The sequence below is a fragment of the Chryseobacterium sp. MYb264 genome (genome assembly GCF_035974275.1).
Taxonomy (GTDB): domain Bacteria; phylum Bacteroidota; class Bacteroidia; order Flavobacteriales; family Weeksellaceae; genus Chryseobacterium.
Window position 1 is genome coordinate 381,203 of the sequence record NZ_CP142422.1, and the last position, 19,836, is coordinate 401,038.

Here is a 19,836-nt window from a genome sequence, read left to right on the forward strand (position 1 = left end):
TAAATCTTTAGCTTAAATATTAAAATACACATAGAAATAATGTTAGATAGAGCTTTATTACTTGTTTTTTACCATTTGTTAAAATAATGTATACTATGAAAAAAGTTTATTTATTATTGTCATTAGTACCGGTAATGTATTTTGCGCAGATAGGTGTAAATACTGGTAATCCGCGACAGGAATTCCATATTGATGCGGGGAGAGACAATCCTGTTTTAGGTAATCCATCTGTTAATCAGGCAAGTAATGATTTTGTGGTTACTGCTACAGGTAATACGGGAATAGGTACGGTGAGCCCAACTGCAAAACTTGAGCTTAATTCGGGAACGGTTAACTCTTCCGGTCTTAAGTTTAGTAACCTTTCCTCTTCATCCCCTGTGTCAAGCGGAGCTACATTAGGAATTGATGATACAGGAAATGTAGTAACTGTCCAAGGATCTTCATTTAGTCCGGCATTTGGAAGAGTGGTATTAAGCGGTGCCAATATTCTTATACCAGCAGGAACAGCTAATTATAATTTAATAGAATTTACACTACCTTCAGCCGGAACCTATCTTATTACATTTTCAACAAGAGCTCAGGTAAATAATACTGCAGGGCAAACAGGGCAGGGGTTTGCAACGGCTTTTCTTAGTACTGCTGCATCTGCAGGAAGTATAGTTCCCAATACGGAAATTTTAATATATAACGTTACCAATACAATGGATGGAGGAACAGGTACAGGTACCCTGGTGACGACTATAACGGCTCCTACTGTATATTATCTTGGAGCAAGAAGTTCAACCCGAGATACAACAATTAATAATAATACCAACGGTAGAACATCAGTAAGTTTTGTAAAGGTAACTCCTTAAATCAATGTTGTTGTAGGTTTTTAAAAAGACAAATACATAAGCGTTTGTAGACGTGAAATAAAGTGTTTTAAGTCTTTATGGAAAGTCTTTAAAATATAAAATTTATTATCTTTTTGTTCCTTTCAAGCGTAAACCTCTCCCTGTGAGAGGTTTCTTTATTGGGTGAGGGCTGCGTTATTTTTATTTAAGGTTGATTATCTGTTTTTTGTAGAAAGCTTTCTCTCCATTCCTGTTCTTTCTGATGTTCAGAAGCATTATTAATTGTTATGGAGTCTGTTAATTGCCATTTATTATTCTTCAGCGTAAATAATTGTTCCTTATATTTTTCATTTTGATAATAAACAGGATCTCCCTGAGGATTATAATTCAAATCATCTTTTGGAATTAAATAAATATAAATATCAAAGTCTTTTTTGACCTGTTCAATGCTTAATAGGTTTACTTTCTCTACTTCTGAATCGATTTGATCATCTGAAATCGTCAGTTTATTTTTTGGAAATAAGTAAATAATAAGGTTTCCAAAGGTATTTCCTTCTTTTGGATTGTAAATGCATCCGTAATCGGCTGTGAGAAAATAGTTTTCATCGTAAGCATAATCGCTGCATTTTAATACCGCATCAAAGTTTGGAACGTTTTGAATCTGACTTTTTCCTACGCTGTCTTTTCCTTCCTGAGTTTTATTACACTGAAAGAATAATACAATAACCGAGAAGAAAAGTATATTGACTTTGAATAATTTATTTGATCCTGTCATAAACTCTCTGAGGGATTTTATTTACACTTTTATTTTGCTTTTTCATCAGCGAAAGGTAAAAATTATAATGTTTTTTCGCTTCATCTTGACTGTTGATTTTCCATTCGACATCGGCCAGATTTAAATAGGCAACCACCCGTTCAGGATATTGGGCGATGATGTGTTGAAGTAAAAGCTCAGATTCTTTATTGGCATCTTTCTGTTCTAATAAAAATGCTAAATTGTTTGCAGATTCAGCATCCGTTATGGCAATCTTATTTTGTGAAATTTCAGGATAATTGATGAAAATGTCTTCATTCGTTTCGTTTAAAGTATTTTTTGCAAATATTTTGTTATTTGTATCGAAATAATTAATAGCCGCATTATTTTGTGAAAATATTTCCTCCAGTTGATCTCCCAATGACTGAATATTTTCAAAGCTTTTACCTTTCATATCAATCGGTTCAAAATAGATGCGGTTACCCATAAGACCGCCTTTTCCGAATTTTAAAACTTCTTTATAAACAAGGAAAATACCTCTGTCGGAATAGATAAAATTATACTTTTCTTTCATTTTAGTAGCAGAAGCATTCAATTCATACATCAAATAAAATTCGTTGTTCTCACCTTTAATAAAATCCGTTGAAATGGACATTTCATCGACAATCAAACCTTCATAAATTGTCTTTTTTCCGTTACAAAGCAAAATGATATTTTTTTCTTCCCGCTGGACGGTGCACTCCGAAGCAGAATACGACTTTTCATGAGGTACAAAAGGCTTATTTTCTTTTATCTGCTTTGCTGATTCTTTACTGCATGAAAGAATAAAAAATGAGAGTAGAAGTATAATGAATGGTTTTTCCATGATAAGAATCTGATTTATTGATTAATAACACTTTTTTAGAACAATGTCTTTTTCTTGACTTTCCTGGTTGAAATTAGATTCTGTAAAATCCCTTGCCTTTATTTTATCATTGTAAAAGCCGTACCAGTAAAAATGTAATGTTTTATCATCAATAACTTTTACATAAGCAATGGTTTTATCATTTAAATAATCTTTCCAGGGTAACTTAATCCCAAAATTACCTAAATCTTCAGGAATATTTTTGAGTTTATAGGCAATACCTTTCTCAGAATCATATCTTTTGGTCTCCACAAGTTGAATATAAATCTGATTAGACATGACCACTAAAGAGGCTTGCTTCCCTTTAATAGTCATACTTCCGATTCCTTCGGTACAATTCGTTTGCCATGTACCGTCTGCGGAATAAGATATTGTACTGACTGATTTATCCAATGATTGCTGAGACTCGTTAGGTTTATCTAAAATAGAGTTATGATGACCTGGTTTCTTTACCTCTTTTGATTGATTACACTGTAAGAATAAAAGGGCAGGAATTAATAAAAACAAAAATTTAATTTTTTTCATCGATTCAATTATTAAAAAAAATCATTTAACAATTAGTTCTTCAGTATTTTACCGTTTTTATCAATCTTATATTTTTCAAAAGCTTTCGCATCCCCTGTGTTTCCGTGATATTTTTCAATAGAAAAGTCTGAAAATATTTTAAATGTAACCGGATTTTCATCTCCAATAGCTCCAATATCTTTATAATCAATTATTTTATTGTTTCCGGAGGTTATCAGGATGAAATATTCTGAATCACCACGAGACATACTCGTCACTAAATATTCAAACTCTTTATCCGAACGAATGAGAAAGCCTTTGTAAGTTTCCCCATCATAGTTTTTGCTTTTTAAGAAGTCGATTAAATTTTGATTTAATTCATATGATGGATATTTAGTTTCAGAATATTCATCTTTAAAATATTGGTAGAAACTAAAGGGAAGCTCAACTTTAGCTGAATTTTTCTGAATAAGTAAATGCTTTTCTTCTACCGCTTTTTTTTCAGAATCTTTTGGAATTGGATCTGTTGAAGAAGTTTTACTGCATGAAATACTGACAGACAATAAAATCCCCAAAACTATTCTGTAAGTATAAACTGTCCGAATCATAAATGGTCTTTGCTTATTTTAAATCCTTTTGCCTCTGGTTTTGTAATGATATCGGAATCAATCCATTCAGATTGTACATAATAAATTCCGTGATCTTCTATTAAAATGAACTCAGGATTCATTTTTTCACCAAGCGTATATCCTTGTCTGTTTTCTTTATGTTTTAATATCAATCTATTTCCTTCTGCTATAGCTCTCAATTCATCTATGAAACCGATTTGATATCCATTTCCAGATGCAATAGTTTGATCATTAGTGATTTTAATTTCCAGATCCCATCCGGCATTGATACCTCCTATTTGTCCATATGCAAAGCGCGCGGTGTAAGTACCGAGCCATTTTTTATCGATGTTATTTTTCTCTTGCTTGTTCTTATTCTGTGTGTCAATAGTGGAGGTGACTGTTGTAATTGAAGAGTGGTTAATTTCAGATTCAATCTTTTTGTTTTTTGAACTTGGAGTCTTATTATCCTTACACGAAAGTACAATGAATACTAAGCAAACCAAATGTATTATAATTTTGTGTTGATATAATCTCATATTTTTTATTTGAATATAGGTAGTAATAATAACAATATCCCAGAGTATTATTTTAAATTATCTATAAATTCATAAGTCGTGCGGCAGAAATCTACGGATCCAAAATTATTTTCACTCCACGTTTTTAAAGGCATATCCTTGTTCGCTTTTGCATCAAAGGTTTCCTGGCTGAACTTGTATAAAATAAAATTATTATCCCTCAAGATTCTGCTCCCACTTTCCAGCAATTTTTCTTAGATCATTAAAAGACTATAGCTTTTTTATTTTTTTACTTTCTAAATTGATTTGGAAATTTTCTACCTTCTGCATTTTTGCTGAAGTAGCATTTTTCCCACTGCTATATTTTAAATTAATTTTTAAATCTTTTTCAATTGTAAAATCGATATAATAAGAAAATGGATGCAAAAAACGTCATCATTATAATAAAAAAATTCATTTTGATAATATTACTTTTTAAATTCATTATCGGACAAGAATGATTTAAATAATCTTTCCAGGGTAACTTAATCCCAAAATTACCTAAATCTTCAGGAATATTTTTGAGTTTATAGGCAATACCTTTCTCAGAATCATATCTTTTGGTCTCCACAAGTTGAATATAAATCTGATTAGACATGACCACTAAAGAGGCTTGCTTCCCTTTAATAGTCATACTTCCGATTCCTTCGGTACAATTCGTTTGCCATGTACCGTCTGCGGAATAAGATATTCCCTAACCATATTAATGGCGTAAATTTTAAAATATAATGAACCATTTACATAACTGATGAAAACCTGTTCAGTATCAATAGCAATACAGAAATAGGCTTCGTTTATTTCTTGTTCAATTCATGTTGTTCTGAAGAAGTTTCCCACCGTCCATTAGAGTTAAGTTTATATTGGTTTAAGTTAATGTGGCAACATCCAACAATGCTCTGTACTGTAATTGTTTTATTAGCCTTACTTATATCTTCTGCTAATATTCCATGTTGTAAAGGAAAAGAATCTGCAGGAGAAAAATTTCCATTTTTATCTTGAAAATAATACTCATATAATTTCCCCGAGCTACCCCCATTATCCCAAACAAATGCAAAATCTTCTAATCCATCAAAATTAAAGTCTTTAATAATTAAATCATTACAAGGCAAATCGCTGTATACTGACCATGAATTTGGTTCAAAATAAATCTCTTGCGATTTTTTATTTTTTAGATTTGTTACTGTAATCCATGCGGATACTGGATACTTTTGTTCTTTGTCATTTCGGTATTCTCCTGCTTCTAAGATAAATTTATATTTATTGAAGACGTCGCTGATATTACAAGATTTACTTTTTTGCTGACAAGACTTATTTTCAATAGTATTTAATTTTTTCTCTATAATAAATAGATTTGTATCATAATCATTCAATTTACATGATATAATACCTTGTTCTCTATCTATCCAATTTAAAATGTAGTAAGATGATTCTTGTTTATCTAAATACAGATAGGTCTCATTTCCTTCATTTCTCACATGGTTAATACTAAAATTAGAATTTTCCATAGGTGTATGATCATAGATTGTATTTTTACCTACTTCAATAAATTTATTAGAGTCTGTACAATAATAATATTTTTCGTTGTTTTTGTCTATTGGTAACCATTTTCCTATGTATGAATTGTTATCAGTCTCTACTTGTTTATTGTCGATTGGATTTTTTTCATCTTTTGTTTGACATGATGATAACATCGAAAAAAACAACCATAAATATGATATTTGACTTAATTTTTTCATTATTTTTTAGTTTTTTCTTATTTGAGTTACTGTATATAAATGACCATTATAAACTGTAGTTCCTTTTAAGGAATAATTTGTTTTATCGAAATATAATCTATTGTTATCACTTGCTCCTTTCTCTATATGACTCGTACCTACATCATAAAAGAGATAATAACATTTTTCTCCATCACATTTCCGTCCAATTATAACTACGAAGTGATCAGTAGAATGATCAGCATTATTATTAATTTTGTATCCTATCCCATGATCAACACCGACTTGCACCGGATGTCCCTTCTCTAATTCGCTATCTAAATAAGCAATGGCTTCCTTTGAAATCTCAGTATTGATTATCAATTTGGTATGTTTATCGTCTTCAATTGCTGTCTGATATAATTTTAATAAAGATGTAGCTTTAAGTCCGTTATTTATTAATATATCATCACAAGTTTTTTTACAAGCAACCATTTGTCTGTCACGTGCTCCCCATTTTGGGTCAAATTGTGTTTGCCATTTTATTTTATCTCTCAAATCAATTTCTGATTTTCCACATAGCGATTTTTCCAGCCCTAATTTTTGTGAATTTTCTCCGCAACAACTTTTACCAAATTCTTTAAGAAATCCTTTTTTTAAATGTAATGGGCTTCTCCCTGCAAGTTCTTCTTTATAAAATTGGTTATATAATTCTAATGCTTTTTCCATTGTTTCAATAGGCTGACCGTATTGACCAGGTGGTAAACTTGCCCATTCAAAACTCCCATATTTTTCTGTCGCACCTTTTATATCACCTTTTATTATTAAATCTAACATACCTGCTCTTTTGTGTTCGAACAAAATTACACAAAACTTGTCTTGTCCTTCTGCTGAGAAATCTATCACACTGTAAGCTTTTCTCTTATTAATCATATCTCTATCATTCCAATTATATCCCATTACCTGATATGCGCCAGCAGCAGAACTATATACTTTTTCTCCATTTTTCTTCGTATACCAATATACTGGTATTTGAGGATGACTATTCATATCCTTATTATGAGGCGATTTTGTAAAATTATCTCCACCAAATAATTTGGTATACCCAGCTTCGAAATCATTTGATATATAAACAATTTCGTTCTTTTTTGTTTCTTTATTATATTTTGACGATTTTATTAATTCTCCAGTACCTTCTCCTACACGAAGCATTCTCATATATGCTCTCACTTTAGCTTCGCATTCACATACACCGTTTTCATTTTCACCTTTTTTACTTAACGTCTCTCTTCCCACTTTCACAGCCCCTTTATTTTCCACCATATCGGGAAGCTTCGCGGTCGCATATAAAATGGCAAGATCTGCTTTCTCCAGATAAGCTGCTTTTTCTTTTGCCTCTTTTCCTTCGCCTTCGGTTATTTTTACAACGGCAGCGATTTTAAAATAATTTTTAGGTTTTCCTAATTTTGAAGGATCAACTTTCACGATAAGTTCCCCTTTTTTATTGATGGTTCCTTCCACTTTATGGAAGAATGTCTCTTTAGAAAACTTGTCCTGAACGTCTTTCCAGTCTTTCCATTGTTTGGCACTCCACGCAAATCCGAAATAAGGATCCGACTGGGTCATAAAATGAATCTCCACTTTTTTATCCACCATATTAATGGCGTATAATTTAAAGTATAAAGGTTTATCGATAGGAGAGTTGTACAGTTTTTCGGTATCTCCGGCATCACAGAAATAGCCATCCACAATCTTGGGAACGTTGGAAACATTTAAATATTCACCTAAAGATTTATCCCCATTAAGAACTTGTAATAAAGGATCTTTAGGGACTAATTTCATAGGTCTTTCCCCACTTGGGAGCCAGAGCCAGGGCACAGGGAAGATACCCTCCAGATGATGGTTTCAGAGTACATTTCCCGAAAGTAGCGGCAGGTGGATTAAAGGTTTTATCCTCTTCTGTGGCAGCCAGTTTTCCCTGCTCATCGTTCAGAACAATAATGGAGTGAGTGGTCACCTGAAGATTAGCAGTCTGCTTTGGGTTTTCAGCTTTATCACAGACACATTTTGCATCGTGGACCACAAAATATTTTCCGTCATGATCACTTTTAGAAGCCTGCTCACTTTTCTTTTCCTCATCCTCTTTTTTCTTTTCCTGATCCTGCTTTTGCTCGGCATTTTTCTGCTCTTCAGCGGGATCGGGTGGAGGAGTCTCCCCGTTCATAGTGTAGATCTCGTCCTGAGAGGGCGTCATCAGTTTAAAACCTGCGTAAGGTGTCGTCGATGTTTTCTGATCAGAACTTACCTGATCATTATGATACTGCTGAAGTTTTGTCCAGTCTTTGATACCCAGTTTGCTGGCGATATCCTGAAGCGTTTCTCCGCTTTGCACGGTATAGGGGATGGAGGCTGACATACTTTACTTTGTTTCAATGGTGATGGTGTGTTGGTAATAAAATTTTTTCTCTGCTTCTACGCAGACATACGTTTCCGCTTTTTCTATCCTTCCGGTTTTTCCGGTATAGCTGATGTTGTTCTGAAAATCGGCATAGAGTGGGAGAGTCTCTTCCTCAAAACCCACCGGATAATCATATCGATGGATATATCTGATGATCCTGTTCATAAGCTCTTGCGCGTTATCGATTTTAGGCTCAAAGGATAAGGTATTTTTTTCTTTTTGATACTGGGTGTTGCCTTTCCATTCGGTGATGCCTATGGGAAGGACTTTCCAGGAAGTTTCATATTGGTGGTTCGGGTTAAATTTCTGTAAACCGTATTCCAGCATTTTCATAAAATGCAGCTGCCCGATAAAATGTTTTAGCTTGTCATCCGTCTGAATAGCCGCAAAAAACTGCGTCTGAATATGATCAATACCCTCGCCGCTGTAGATTTCGTGCACGGCAACATCCGTCTTTTGAATCCGTTTTCTTATTTCGCTGATGTTTTCAATACTAAGTTGGTATTTGCTTATTTTACAAAGGATTGGAAATAAAGCTTCCATATAATCATTAGCCACACCAAGGAATTTAGTATCTATCTTTTGACCATTTACCTTAAAATTGGTTCGGTTGATTGACATTTGGTCAGTTTCCTTTTGATCCGGTTCTATATACAGCGTGTAGGAGAGCTTGGCCTCGTACTCTTCTGTACCAATTCTCACCAGACACTCATCATTGACAGTGTAGGTGGAAGTGGGAAATATTTCGGAAACTGGCGTGGTCATATTTAGCTTTTTGGTGGGTTTATGATTGGGTTTGTATTAATTTTTACGGATTATACTATCATTTTTTATCAATTTATAATTTAAGAGTTCCTTCTCATGATCATTTTTCTTGCCGCAAAAAATACGATAACAGCGATAATAAAACTGAAAACAAAAGATTTCAGAATATTACTGGTAGGCATATATCGATGTCCGTCCATTGTCACCGGAGGATTTATATACGCAACAAACTGATAAATTGCCAAACCTGACAATATCATTGAGATCAATGCGATGATAAACGATATAATTCCTGTCTTCATACTTGTTTAATTATTTAATCAATAGCTTTGATTGCCTGAGCATTATTTATCATTAATAAAGCAAAAACAGAAACAATACTGAGTAGATATAAAAATGCCAATACCATAAAACTCTTTATTCTCTGATGTCCCTTTTTTTCTTTTACACTAATGATCAGCTGGATCGCAAACAAAACGGGATATATAAAATCAAACACGATAAAAAAATAAATAAGTAAGTCATCAACAATGAAAAAATACTCTGAAAATTATAGTTCTGTATTGATTTATTAAAGTATTGATGAGCATCCTGATCCCAGTAATAAATGAATGTCAAAACAATAAATGTGATGAAGAGAATAAGCTGAGCGTTAAATAGTATATTCCATTTTTTTAGCATATTCGTTTACTGCTTTATTACTCTAAATCAATTTTTATAATATTGTCACCTCCTATTTCCTGAGGTTCACCATTTATCGTATAGAAAATATTACTTCCTTGATTTTTTTTGGTTTCTCTAAAATCCTCGATCTTGTACATAGAATTATTAATTTTCAATTCATAGCTTTTATCCATTTGAAACTGTTTAGCATCCTTAAATACTAATGATAAATAAGGGATTTTATTCAGGCTGTCATATCTTTCTTTAATTTCTGTTTTTTTATATATTTTAATTTTGTGACCGTTGCTTATTTCTGTGATGGATACATCTTTCACAGAACTTATATTGCTCGGTTGGTAAATGTGAATCTCATTTTTAAGCTTTCTTTCCCGAGAGCAACTTAAAAACAGGAGAGATATAAATAATGAAATGGCCAATTTATGTTTCATATCATTTTATATTAGTTTTTGTCCACATCAATCAATACAGCATTGTTTTTTATCGGTTTACTATTAACATTATATTCCTGAACTGCACATACATCCTCTTGTTTGTAATTTGTTCCTACTTTGGTGGGAGCTACTTTAAAATGATCAAGAATATACTCTTTATTATCAATCAGAACTTTAAACTTATCACCGAAAGTGTACGTTTTTTTCAACTCCACTGAATAATCTGATCCATCTTTTGAAAACAGGTAATCTGTTTTATCCTTTTTCTCTGCATTAAAAGTCATACTGTCTTTTAAAACATTATTCTTATACTGATAAACCTTTATGTTCTGTATCAATATTTCAGAATGAATATTTATAAAAGATACCGACATATTGGGATCGCACTTTTCATTTTTTTCTCACTGCAGTTAATGAATGATGTCATTGACTGCAGGATAATCAGTAAAAATTTATTTTGCCTGAACATATTCTTACTTTACTCAATTAATTTCTGTTAATTCAAGTCAACAATATAATCCTCATTCCATTTACCATTGATAAAAGCACCTTTGTAATGACATTCCGGTCCTTTTTTTTCATTGATAACAACTGTGTGATATTTAAAACCATACATCTTATATACTTTACTATTTTTAATAATCATTAGGGTATCACTTATTGAAAATCCACCGTCATATTTAAATTCATGGTCTTTATTTTTGTTTAATACTTTATTTAATATCGTTTGGCTCTGTTTATTTTTTAAATGAACATTTATCTGATGAGCTTCATCTTTAGGATCAACAACAAAAGAAAGAGTGGTATGAATACTTGGATTATTTTCACATTCTGTTTTAAATTGGTTGTCTTTATTTTTTTGTGAAATCCAGCCAATCATCATATATCCAATGATAATACAAAGTATGAAAATGAGTAAATATACCTTCTTCTTCATTCGTCAGATTCTGTTCTTTGTTTTATAACTTCTTTGCCAATGCGAAAGGAAGCTGTATGGTTTTATTTTCATGGATCTTATATTCCTTAAATTCCATTGGTTTTTCATTTACAGTTGCCTTCATATTTTTATAGAGATAAAGATCATTGCCTATGATATTCGGTTTTTTAAATGTGTCATATCGAATAGCAATATCTTTAAATTGATAATAAAAATTCTCATTTACTATAAATTCCATATCTTCATTAATAGGTTGGCTATTATCAAAATCGAATTTAATATTTAATACTTTAGAAGGAGTAACTTCAAAAGAAAAATCGTCATATTCACTTATTTTTTCCTTAAAATTAGACCCTTTTTTATACAAAATCAATCTTGCATTTTTTGTATTTTCTTTATTCAGTGGATAATCTGTAATTTCTATATAGCTGAAATTTTGATCATCGATCTCTTTAACATTGTCATTAAAACATGAGGTAAAGAGAATACAAATTAAGAAAGTACTAATTGGCTTCAATATATAATTCATAGATCTTAAATACCAAAAAAAATACAATAGCGTTATTTCGACATCCTCCCTTTTATAACTTTTCTTGAGATAAAAAAGATAATTATAGATAGTAATAAACTATAAAACACAGATTTCAGAACATTACTTGTAGGCATATATCTATGACCATCAATCGTTATTGGTGGGGTGATATAATCGACCATCTGATATATTACAAAAACGAGTAGTATCATTGATACAATGCTTATTGATAAAGAAATTAAATTTATTTTCATATTATTTTGCTTTTATATATCCATAATAATTTGTTCTAAAAATATCATAACTAATATTATAAGTTTTAAGAGTTGGATTTTTACCCCAAGTATATATATTAAATTCTACAAAACCAGGTGCACCATGTTTGATAGATTCTAAAACAATCCAATGTTCTGCTGTGGAGAATAAAGATTTGGAAATACTATTATTAAGTAAATCAATACTTACTAATAAAAACACTTCATATCCTTCACTTTTTGTATTTATAAGTTCTGCTACGTCTTCAAGAGTTGCTCCCCAAACCCATCCGGTTTTATTGAAATATAAATTCGTATTATCTTTCACATCTGTTAATCCCAATAGTTTTTCATTCAGCATTTTCATTCTTGAGGGAACAGTTATAGCAGAAAAAGTTTCCTTTGTATTTCCTTCAAAATCAAAGAAAATATTTTCATCATCTGTAATGCAGGTATTAGGAATCCAGTCACAAGAGGCCATTGCTGTCGGGAAATTTTCTTTTGTTTTAGGATTGGTATCTGCAATATCTTTCAAATCCCCGTCACTGCTGATGTCGATTTTATAATTATTAAATTGAGTAATGCCTTTTCTATGAAGATCAGCAATAAATTTTGCATAATTTTCTTTATCTCTTTTAGCAAAAGAATACATAATGGCACTGGGACCACACGTATTGGTATCATCTTGGTTGATGCGCCAAGGTTCGGTTTTTCTTGCTTCTAATTCATTTATTAATTTAATTCTGTCAAAAAAACGAAATCTGTTATGTTTAAATTGAGTAAGCTTACCCTCATTATCAGCATCATTAATATATGCAATGATATTTAAATCATTCCCACATCCATTAGAATCGTTAAATGTAATACTGATTTCATCTCCTGTAAAGGTATCCTTCAGTACGTTTTTATAAAACTTTCCTGTTTCTTTATCGGTATAGCTTACTGCCCATTTTACAAGATTTACATCTTTAGGCTCTTCATTGGTATAGGATTCTACTTTGAAAGTATAGGTTTTCCCAAAAATCAATCCGCTTTTTTCTTTGATTGTTCCGTTTCCATCATTAGCCGCTCCGTCATCCAGATCAGAAACAAGCTTTATACTCTTCACCTGTGTCGGCTCTATTCCTTTTCGTGAAATAGGAGTTTTGCTGTCGAATATTACGCCCGGACCTGCCATTTTTCTGTATTTTTATTGTTCAAACTCAAAGCTTTCTGCCTTGTTGGAAACAGCATCATAGACTACATTTCCTTTTTCGGTAATGTAGAAAATATCTCTTGCACCATCTGTATATCTCACATAGGCGATGAGGTCTTCATTATGACCGTCCAGCCCTTGTTTTCCTCCTTTATATGATTTATTAATGGAATTGGTTTCCTTATAAATATACACGGAATACAGATGATACTCTTTGATGTTCACCGATGCCGTTTTCTCATCAATTTTCTTTTTCAGTTTTTCATATTCTGAATCGTTATATGAAAAATGACCGTCTGCATAAAAATAATCAATCCTATTTTTATGTTCTCCGGCTTTAAACTCGTACGTAACGGGTGATAAAGCCATTAGCTGAAAGTCTTCCGACTTGTTTTGAATACACGCCACAAATAATGTCAATAAAATTATTAAGTTTTTCATAGTAGATTAGTCTCTATCAGAGTTGCCGCTTAACGTTACATTTCTTTCCATTTCGGTAATGAATGGTCTTGCACTTCTATAATGCTGCAGAATATACCATGCCTTAAAGAAATCTCCGGTATGATATTGCGGAATTCTGTCTCCTCCGTGCTTCACAATATCATCCCAGTCCAGTCCAAAATGATCATAAAACGTATATTTCAGTTTTCCGTTCCACATTTTGGTACATTTATTATAAGAATAGTCCAGAATTTCAGCCTTGGCACTCCAAACCTGATGGATGGTAATTCCCAACCCTGAAACTTTATCCCAAAAAGAAGAGAAATTCAAGAGTTTCATAGAAATTAGTTCCATCGCATTCGGGTCGTAGTTGCTTTTTTTCAGGACTTATTTAAATTCAGTAAGAAAGGCATTGTGATACGTTGTAAAAGCTGAATTATTGGCGATTTCTTTATTCAGAATATCACTTTTATAGGTTCCTCCGGTTCCATTTTTAAAACGGGCAGACATTTCCAGTGCCACGGTTTCCATATCACCGATGGATAGGGAAGTCATGAGCTGATCGAGATAAGCACCTAAAGTAGCGTCACTTAATTTAAAAACAGGATCATTTTTTATCGAAGCCGATGAGGCCGGACTGTCGGCAAAGTAGGTGTCCTCGGCTTTTGTTCCGTCAAAATTAAATCCGGGTTCTCCTTTGGCTTTTCCAATCAATTTTTTACTTACTTTGATTACGCCTTCCTTGCATCCGTCATTGCCAACGCCGTCTTTTCCAAAACCCTGCAGTATTGCCCGTTTCTGACTGGACAGCTCCAAATTCTGCTTGGTTGCCTCAATAATCACCTCACCGGATTCCTCATGAGAAACCTTACTGAGAGAAGTGTAATTGTTAGCAACCTGTATATTGATATTGCTTGCTTTTTTTACTATCGCCATGATCGTATTATTTTTATTTAAATCAAATTTTTCAGGATTGATTTAAAATTTTAAAACAAGTTGAAATTTACTATTAATGAGAATTTCCCTGTTCTCCACTTTGAGATTTTACCGTTTTTTCACTTTGTAACACCATATTTTCTTTGGTGCTTACTACGGTTACTTTTTCGGCATAGGAATCACTTTTCTTCGCCTGGATATTTCTTTCATTTTCAGAAACTTCGGTTCTCATATCAGAAGATTCGTGAATGTTTCCTGTCGCAGTCTGCATCAAATCTCTTCCCGCGGTGTCGATCATATTTACTCCCGCATTGGAAACGATATTCACATTTGCGGTGGCAAACATGCTGTTTCCGGCAATCGAGGTAATATCTTTTCCTGCAGTCATTCTGATGTTATTTCCTGCGGTAAAGGTCATATCATTAGGTGCATTTACGGCAATGTTTCCCTTTCCGTCCATGAAATAGGTATTCCCGCTTGGATCTTCAATAAAAATACTGCCTTCTTCATCATTAAAAATCACCTTATTTCCGCTTCTGGTCTGGATGGATTTAATATGATTATTCACGCCACCACCGAGACCTACCGCACCATGGAACATTCCTCCCATTGCAAAGGGAAAGTCGGGATGATGATACTCAAAACCTACCATGACCTGATCGCCTACTTCCGGAACGGCTACAAAACCTCTGTTTTGGGTAATCATGTCGGTTCCTCCCGCATCAGGGCTCATCATTCTGATAAAATGAGTGGTATCATTCAGTTGCCAGTCGAATTGAACCTGTATTCTTCCCTGGTTTAAAGGATCGGTATTGGAAATAACGGTAGCGATCTGTGGCTCAGCATTTGGTTGGGTAAAATCCGGCTGTGGAATATAGCCTGTTCCTTCTGCAATAGCTTCAAACGAACCGTTGTAAAAACCTTTTGTATTCACTTCATGAGACACTTCTGTGATCATCAGCTTGGTAAAATAGGAGGTCTGGTTGCTGTTCGGTTTTCTCATTTCCACATCCGCAAGACATCCGGGATGTAGAAAAGGAACAGTTGTATTTCCTGAAACGGTAAAAACTTCCACCGCTGCACTTCCTGCCGCACTTTTTTGTACGTCATCTACATTCAGAGACATATTGGCATTGATAGGCGAGGGGTTTAATGATCTTGTTTTAAAAATATCATTATTGATTTCATACGCTTTGAAGGCCAACTGACCGATATGTTTAATATCTGTTTTTGAGCTTAGCAGTTTTTCGTGCTTTGTACTGTTGTATCCAAAGAATTCGGGCTTAGTGTGAACGGCTTTTAATTCAATGGAAATATCGCTTACATTGCTTCCGTAGGTTAGTTTTACTGGTTGTTCTCCGGCTGGTAATTTTCCAAAATACAGCACTTCGCCGTCATAATAAAACTGTTCGCCATAGGTTTCTGCCAGTCTTGAAAGATAGTTATAATGGGTTTCTTTATACTGGGCGCTGTAATTGATGTAGCTTTTATTATTCGGGTCTACTTTATAGTCATATTTTCCCGAATCCAGTGTTTCTTTGAGAATTCTGGTCGCAATAATGGAGGTATTCACCGGCTGATCTCCACCGAAACTCTGCGTATGAGGAGCAGCATCCATTAGAATGGTCGGACTTTTACCTTTAAGAACAATATTTCCGAGACTTGTTTTTTCCTGACTGAAAGCCACCTGCGTAATGAAGCCCACAAACGTTCTTTCCGGACCTCCGTTTTCAGCATCTTTATATCTAAAAACGATCGTGAGGCGCTTGCCCAGAAACTGTTGTGCTTGCTCTAAATTATGATCCTGAAGGTCTCCTAACGTATCGTGAGCCAGCGTAAGTTCAAAATTGTGATGGGTACGAATGCTTTGTTGCAAACGAAAATGCTTGAAGTGCCTGATAATCCGGCCTTCAATGACGATCTCCAGCTTAACCATACGGTTAATCCCTGAAATTTCATTTTCTGAAATTTTCTCTGAATTCGAGATATTCTTTTTCACAATATGATGTGTATTTGGTTTTAATTCATTGAAATTAGATATATTAATTTAATTCAATGAGTTTTTTAGTTTAAATTTTTAAAATTGTAGTAAAAGTACGATTGGATTATTTGTGAGAAATATGAGTTTTTTATTCTGATAAATAAAGTAAATGTAGTATTTACTATTCATACGATAATAGTAAAACATAAATTGGTAAGGATAGGTAAATTATAAAGAACCGCGAAAATCCTTTATTGATGTTGTATGATTATGCATTTACAATTTTTTTATATTTTTTAGGGTTAAATAATTTAAAAAAAAGAAGAATGGTTTACAGGAAGTAACAGACAAAAACCTGTAAACAAAAGACCTGCAAAATGATGAACACAAATACTGAAATAAGACTACAGAAAAAGCTGGAAAAGTTTGAGAAATCTCGACATTATCTAAGTCCCCGAATGTCACTTGCCCTCCTATCAACCCTTTTGAAAACCAATGGTAAATATCTTTCTTATATTATCAACAACCACAGGAGTAAGCATTTCAACAGTTATATTAACGGGCTCAGAATACAGTATATCCTGATGAAGCTTGAAGATGACCCTCAGTATCGCAAATATAAAATTGCTGCTTTGTCCAAAGAATGCGGGTTTTCATCTCCCGCAAAATTCGCTACCGTTTTCAAAAAAATAACCCTGTATTCACCTTCAGATTTTATCGAAAACCTAAGCCGTAACTAAAGGCTGAAATCTATCTGTTGGTGATGGTTTTGTGTATTTTAAATGAGTTTCCGAATTCACGAAAACAGAAAGCTTTTTATTTGCTGTTGCCGGAAGATCCTCTTATTTTTACCGCACACACTAAAAAAACACATTTCAATACATCGGCCGGACTGCTTTCACATAGGAAGTATGGATCCGGTTTGTTTGATTGAACGATTAACAATTTTAATTTTTAATGTTATACGAATGAAAAAGAATTTTTTAGCAATCACTTTATTGTGTGCCGGCATTAAGGTGTTTTCACAGATTGGTATAAACACCGTTCAGCCCAAAGCAACTCTTGATGTTAAAGCCCGCAGTACGGATGGGAGCACAGCCGAAGGAATTATTGCCCCAAAGCTGACGGGAGACCAGATCAGGCTGGCAGACAGTCGGTATGGAGCGGATCAAAAGGGTACGATTATCTATGCTACGGCTCCCGTTTCAACCTCTTCTGCGAAGACAGCTGCCATCAACTCTGAAGGATACTATTATTTTGATGGGAATATCTGGATCAGCATGAGAGAAGCAGATACCAGTATTTATAAAAATAATGGCACCCTCACCTCGGACCGAACCGTTGCCATGGGAGATAAAATCCTGGAATTCTCTTCTTCCTCTAATACAGGAACGAGCCACTTCAAGGTCGACGGAAATACATTAAGCATCGATGCAGCCCATCACAGAGTCGGTATAGGAACCCTGCAGCCTGATACTCTTCTGCATATTGAAGGCGATGGCACCAACTCACCACTGAAAATAGATTATCTGCCTTCTGAGCCTCCCAACAGAGCATTTCACGGACTTTCTATTGCGAATGATGGGACAGTGTATAAAAATCCGAGGTCTTCTGTTCCTTTCTACTACCAGAGGTATACGATTAATAATGTGAATTTTGACTGGATAAATAATTTTGACACAAAAATAGAAAGTTCCAAATACACCCTGGTGGTGGTAGGGAATGCTTTTAATCACCTGCTTTCGGTTCCTAATTCGAATAATAACGGAAGAAACCTTTCTGCGCCCGCCAATGTAAATGCCTTTAGATCAGGCAACACATGGAGACTTCGGGCGGACTACTCAGGAGCTTCAACTTATCAGCAGTCAACAGGAACAAGCCCAAACGGAACATGGGTACTGTATACGCTTATTATAGATAATTCCCAGATTAATTCATTACCGGATCTCGAATTTAATTTGGGCGGAAGCTCTAACGGAGCAGCAGCAGTATCGCCGGTTCCTTAGCAGAATCAATTGGCAGCGGCAGCGGATCGCAAAAAAAAAACAGGAAAATCAGCAGGAGTACGTATTAAAGTGTTTGCTTCATTTCCTGCTCATCCTCCTGCTCTCTTTTGATGCATGTATTTAAGTTCAATTTGACTTCATAAGAGATGATTAAAAATCATCAGGTCTTATGATCAATCCGCAATCAGTATTTCCATAACATCAGACCTGCCTGATATCCTGCTCCCAGGGTCCATATGAGTACATAATCTCCCTGCTGAAGCTTTGCGACATTTCTCTGATAAAGATCCAATGCTGCCAGTGGGCTTGACGAACCGGTATAGGCAATCTCCCTTCCATAAAAAGGTGCCTTGTCTGCTGGAATTTCATAATGGTTGATGATCGTCTGAATATTTTTCGCGGAAAGCTGAGAAAATAAGAAGAGTTGAATATCTTTAATGGTGAGATGGTTGCGTTTCAGAAAATCATCAATCATATTGAGCGCAAAGTTGACACTGCCACTGCCATCAAAACCTGTATCCCAAAAGATCTCGTCTTCATAACGGTAGCAGGAATGTCCATTAGGAGGGTAGACGATGGTATCTGTGAAGGTGCTGTCTGTATGATACAGTACATCAATCAACCCGGAGTCCGTGTCATCTTTCTCAATAATATAGGCCAGCGCAGAATCCGAAAAGCAAAATCGGATGATCGGGTTTTCTTTTCCCGATTTGTCGGAGAAACGCTCGGAGCAGATAACCAGTGCTTTATGTCTGTTTTTAGAGCCCGCCAGATATTTTGAAACCTGATCTAAAGCCACAAAACCTCCGATACAGTTGGAATTCATATCATAACATAAGGTCTCGTGTTTAGCTCCCAACGCACGGTGTATTTTAATGGCATTGGTGGGCATATGATATTCGGGAGTTGCCGACACAAAAATAATCATATCAATGTCAGCGATGTTGATATGGCTTTGTTCGAGCACTTTCTTAGCCGCGTCTACGGACATGGTGAAGGTGTTTTCTGTCGATTTTTCAGGAATCAGAAACCGAGTGGATCGGCCGAGGGCATTCTGTATCTTCTGCATAGAGATCCCTCTCTGCTCAAATTCTTGAATGACGGCCTCATTATTTTCGGTTACCGAGGGAACATACAGATAAGAATGACTGATTTTCATAATAATAGATGTTTTGGAGGTTATTGTTTTATATGTCCAAGGTACGATTCATTTAGCGAATAAACAACCGTTGAATATGAATTATATCATATTTTAGTGAAATATAATATTGTGTTAATATCATGTATCTTGTTGATGTTTAAATGGTTATTGATTGATGGTGAGGTTTTGAGATTTATACATGCTGAATGTGGTATAGACTT

The 19,836-nt window shown here is 34.3% G+C and carries 23 protein-coding genes; 3 read left to right on the plus strand and 20 right to left on the minus strand.

What is annotated here, in order from left to right; all coding sequences use genetic code 11:
- The first annotated feature begins 95 nt into the window (after positions 1-95).
- Positions 96-854, plus strand: coding sequence for a hypothetical protein (locus tag VUJ46_RS01615; RefSeq protein WP_326983270.1), 759 nt, complete (start codon positions 96-98; stop codon positions 852-854).
- Between the two features lie 184 nt (positions 855-1,038).
- Here VUJ46_RS01615 and VUJ46_RS01620 read toward each other — a convergent pair whose 3' ends face one another.
- The 19 genes from VUJ46_RS01620 to VUJ46_RS01710 form a co-directional block, all read right to left on the minus strand.
- Positions 1,039-1,608 (minus strand): hypothetical protein, encoded by a 570-nt coding sequence (locus VUJ46_RS01620; protein WP_326983271.1) that lies wholly within the window; start codon positions 1,606-1,608, stop codon positions 1,039-1,041.
- Complete coding sequence (locus tag VUJ46_RS01625) at positions 1,592-2,452, minus strand: tetratricopeptide repeat protein (protein ID WP_326983272.1); 861 nt, start codon at positions 2,450-2,452, stop codon at positions 1,592-1,594. Before VUJ46_RS01625 ends, VUJ46_RS01620 begins: the two co-directional genes overlap by 17 nt.
- Positions 2,453-2,473: 21 nt before the next feature.
- Complete coding sequence (locus VUJ46_RS01630) at positions 2,474-3,016, minus strand: hypothetical protein (protein ID WP_326983274.1); 543 nt, start codon at positions 3,014-3,016, stop codon at positions 2,474-2,476.
- A gap of 32 nt (positions 3,017-3,048) precedes the next feature.
- The gene (locus VUJ46_RS01635) at positions 3,049-3,603 is read right to left on the minus strand and encodes a hypothetical protein (RefSeq protein ID WP_326983275.1); all 555 of its coding nucleotides are present in this window, start codon (positions 3,601-3,603) and stop codon (positions 3,049-3,051) included.
- Entirely contained in the window at positions 3,600-4,142 is a 543-nt protein-coding gene (locus tag VUJ46_RS01640) for a hypothetical protein (RefSeq protein WP_326983276.1), read from the minus strand. The genes VUJ46_RS01635 and VUJ46_RS01640 overlap by 4 nt, the downstream gene beginning before the upstream one ends.
- Before the next feature lie 812 nt (positions 4,143-4,954).
- Complete coding sequence (locus VUJ46_RS01645; protein WP_326983277.1) at positions 4,955-5,896, minus strand: XAC2610-related protein; 942 nt, start codon at positions 5,894-5,896, stop codon at positions 4,955-4,957.
- 6 nt (positions 5,897-5,902) lie between these two features.
- Complete coding sequence (locus tag VUJ46_RS01650; RefSeq protein ID WP_326983278.1) at positions 5,903-7,696, minus strand: glycoside hydrolase family 24 protein; 1,794 nt, start codon at positions 7,694-7,696, stop codon at positions 5,903-5,905.
- On the minus strand, positions 7,680-8,270 hold the full coding sequence (locus VUJ46_RS01655; RefSeq protein WP_326983279.1) for a PAAR-like protein: 591 nt from the start codon (positions 8,268-8,270) through the stop codon (positions 7,680-7,682). Before VUJ46_RS01655 ends, VUJ46_RS01650 begins: the two co-directional genes overlap by 17 nt.
- A 3-nt stretch (positions 8,271-8,273) precedes the next feature.
- Positions 8,274-9,077, minus strand: coding sequence for a hypothetical protein (locus tag VUJ46_RS01660; RefSeq protein WP_326983280.1), 804 nt, complete (start codon positions 9,075-9,077; stop codon positions 8,274-8,276).
- Between the two features lie 80 nt (positions 9,078-9,157).
- The gene (locus VUJ46_RS01665) at positions 9,158-9,379 is read right to left on the minus strand and encodes a hypothetical protein (protein WP_326983281.1); all 222 of its coding nucleotides are present in this window, start codon (positions 9,377-9,379) and stop codon (positions 9,158-9,160) included.
- Positions 9,380-9,775: 396 nt separating this feature from the next.
- Positions 9,776-10,189: a hypothetical protein gene (locus tag VUJ46_RS01670; protein ID WP_326983282.1), complete on the minus strand. Its 414-nt coding sequence runs from the start codon at positions 10,187-10,189 to the stop codon at positions 9,776-9,778.
- Between the two features lie 11 nt (positions 10,190-10,200).
- The gene (locus tag VUJ46_RS01675; protein WP_326983283.1) at positions 10,201-10,530 is read right to left on the minus strand and encodes a hypothetical protein; all 330 of its coding nucleotides are present in this window, start codon (positions 10,528-10,530) and stop codon (positions 10,201-10,203) included.
- 158 nt (positions 10,531-10,688) lie between these two features.
- Positions 10,689-11,129, minus strand: a complete 441-nt coding sequence (locus VUJ46_RS01680; RefSeq protein ID WP_326983284.1) for a hypothetical protein — start codon at positions 11,127-11,129, stop codon at positions 10,689-10,691.
- Between the two features lie 22 nt (positions 11,130-11,151).
- Positions 11,152-11,658 carry a hypothetical protein gene (locus VUJ46_RS01685; RefSeq protein WP_326983285.1) on the minus strand — a complete coding sequence of 169 codons (507 nt, stop codon included), beginning with the start codon at positions 11,656-11,658 and terminating at the stop codon, positions 11,152-11,154.
- Positions 11,659-11,916: 258 nt separating this feature from the next.
- Positions 11,917-13,092 (minus strand): hypothetical protein, encoded by a 1,176-nt coding sequence (locus tag VUJ46_RS01690; protein ID WP_326983286.1) that lies wholly within the window; start codon positions 13,090-13,092, stop codon positions 11,917-11,919.
- Positions 13,093-13,104: 12 nt separating this feature from the next.
- The gene (locus VUJ46_RS01695) at positions 13,105-13,551 is read right to left on the minus strand and encodes a hypothetical protein (protein WP_326983287.1); all 447 of its coding nucleotides are present in this window, start codon (positions 13,549-13,551) and stop codon (positions 13,105-13,107) included.
- 6 nt (positions 13,552-13,557) lie between these two features.
- A complete protein-coding gene (locus VUJ46_RS01700; protein WP_326983288.1) occupies positions 13,558-13,890 on the minus strand; it encodes a DUF3289 family protein in 333 nt (110 codons plus the stop codon).
- Positions 13,891-13,938: 48 nt separating this feature from the next.
- Positions 13,939-14,487 (minus strand): hypothetical protein, encoded by a 549-nt coding sequence (locus tag VUJ46_RS01705; protein ID WP_326983289.1) that lies wholly within the window; start codon positions 14,485-14,487, stop codon positions 13,939-13,941.
- 73 nt (positions 14,488-14,560) lie between these two features.
- Positions 14,561-16,486, minus strand: a complete 1,926-nt coding sequence (locus VUJ46_RS01710; RefSeq protein WP_326983290.1) for a type VI secretion system Vgr family protein — start codon at positions 16,484-16,486, stop codon at positions 14,561-14,563.
- A 359-nt stretch (positions 16,487-16,845) separates the two neighbouring features.
- On the opposite strand from VUJ46_RS01710, the gene VUJ46_RS01715 reads away from it, so the two are divergent.
- Entirely contained in the window at positions 16,846-17,208 is a 363-nt protein-coding gene (locus tag VUJ46_RS01715) for a helix-turn-helix domain-containing protein (protein ID WP_326983291.1), read from the plus strand.
- A 228-nt stretch (positions 17,209-17,436) separates the two neighbouring features.
- Positions 17,437-18,474: a hypothetical protein gene (locus tag VUJ46_RS01720; protein ID WP_326983292.1), complete on the plus strand. Its 1,038-nt coding sequence runs from the start codon at positions 17,437-17,439 to the stop codon at positions 18,472-18,474.
- A 184-nt stretch (positions 18,475-18,658) separates the two neighbouring features.
- Here VUJ46_RS01720 and VUJ46_RS01725 read toward each other — a convergent pair whose 3' ends face one another.
- A complete protein-coding gene (locus tag VUJ46_RS01725) occupies positions 18,659-19,633 on the minus strand; it encodes a 3-oxoacyl-ACP synthase III family protein (protein ID WP_326983293.1) in 975 nt (324 codons plus the stop codon).
- Positions 19,634-19,836 lie beyond the last annotated feature (203 nt).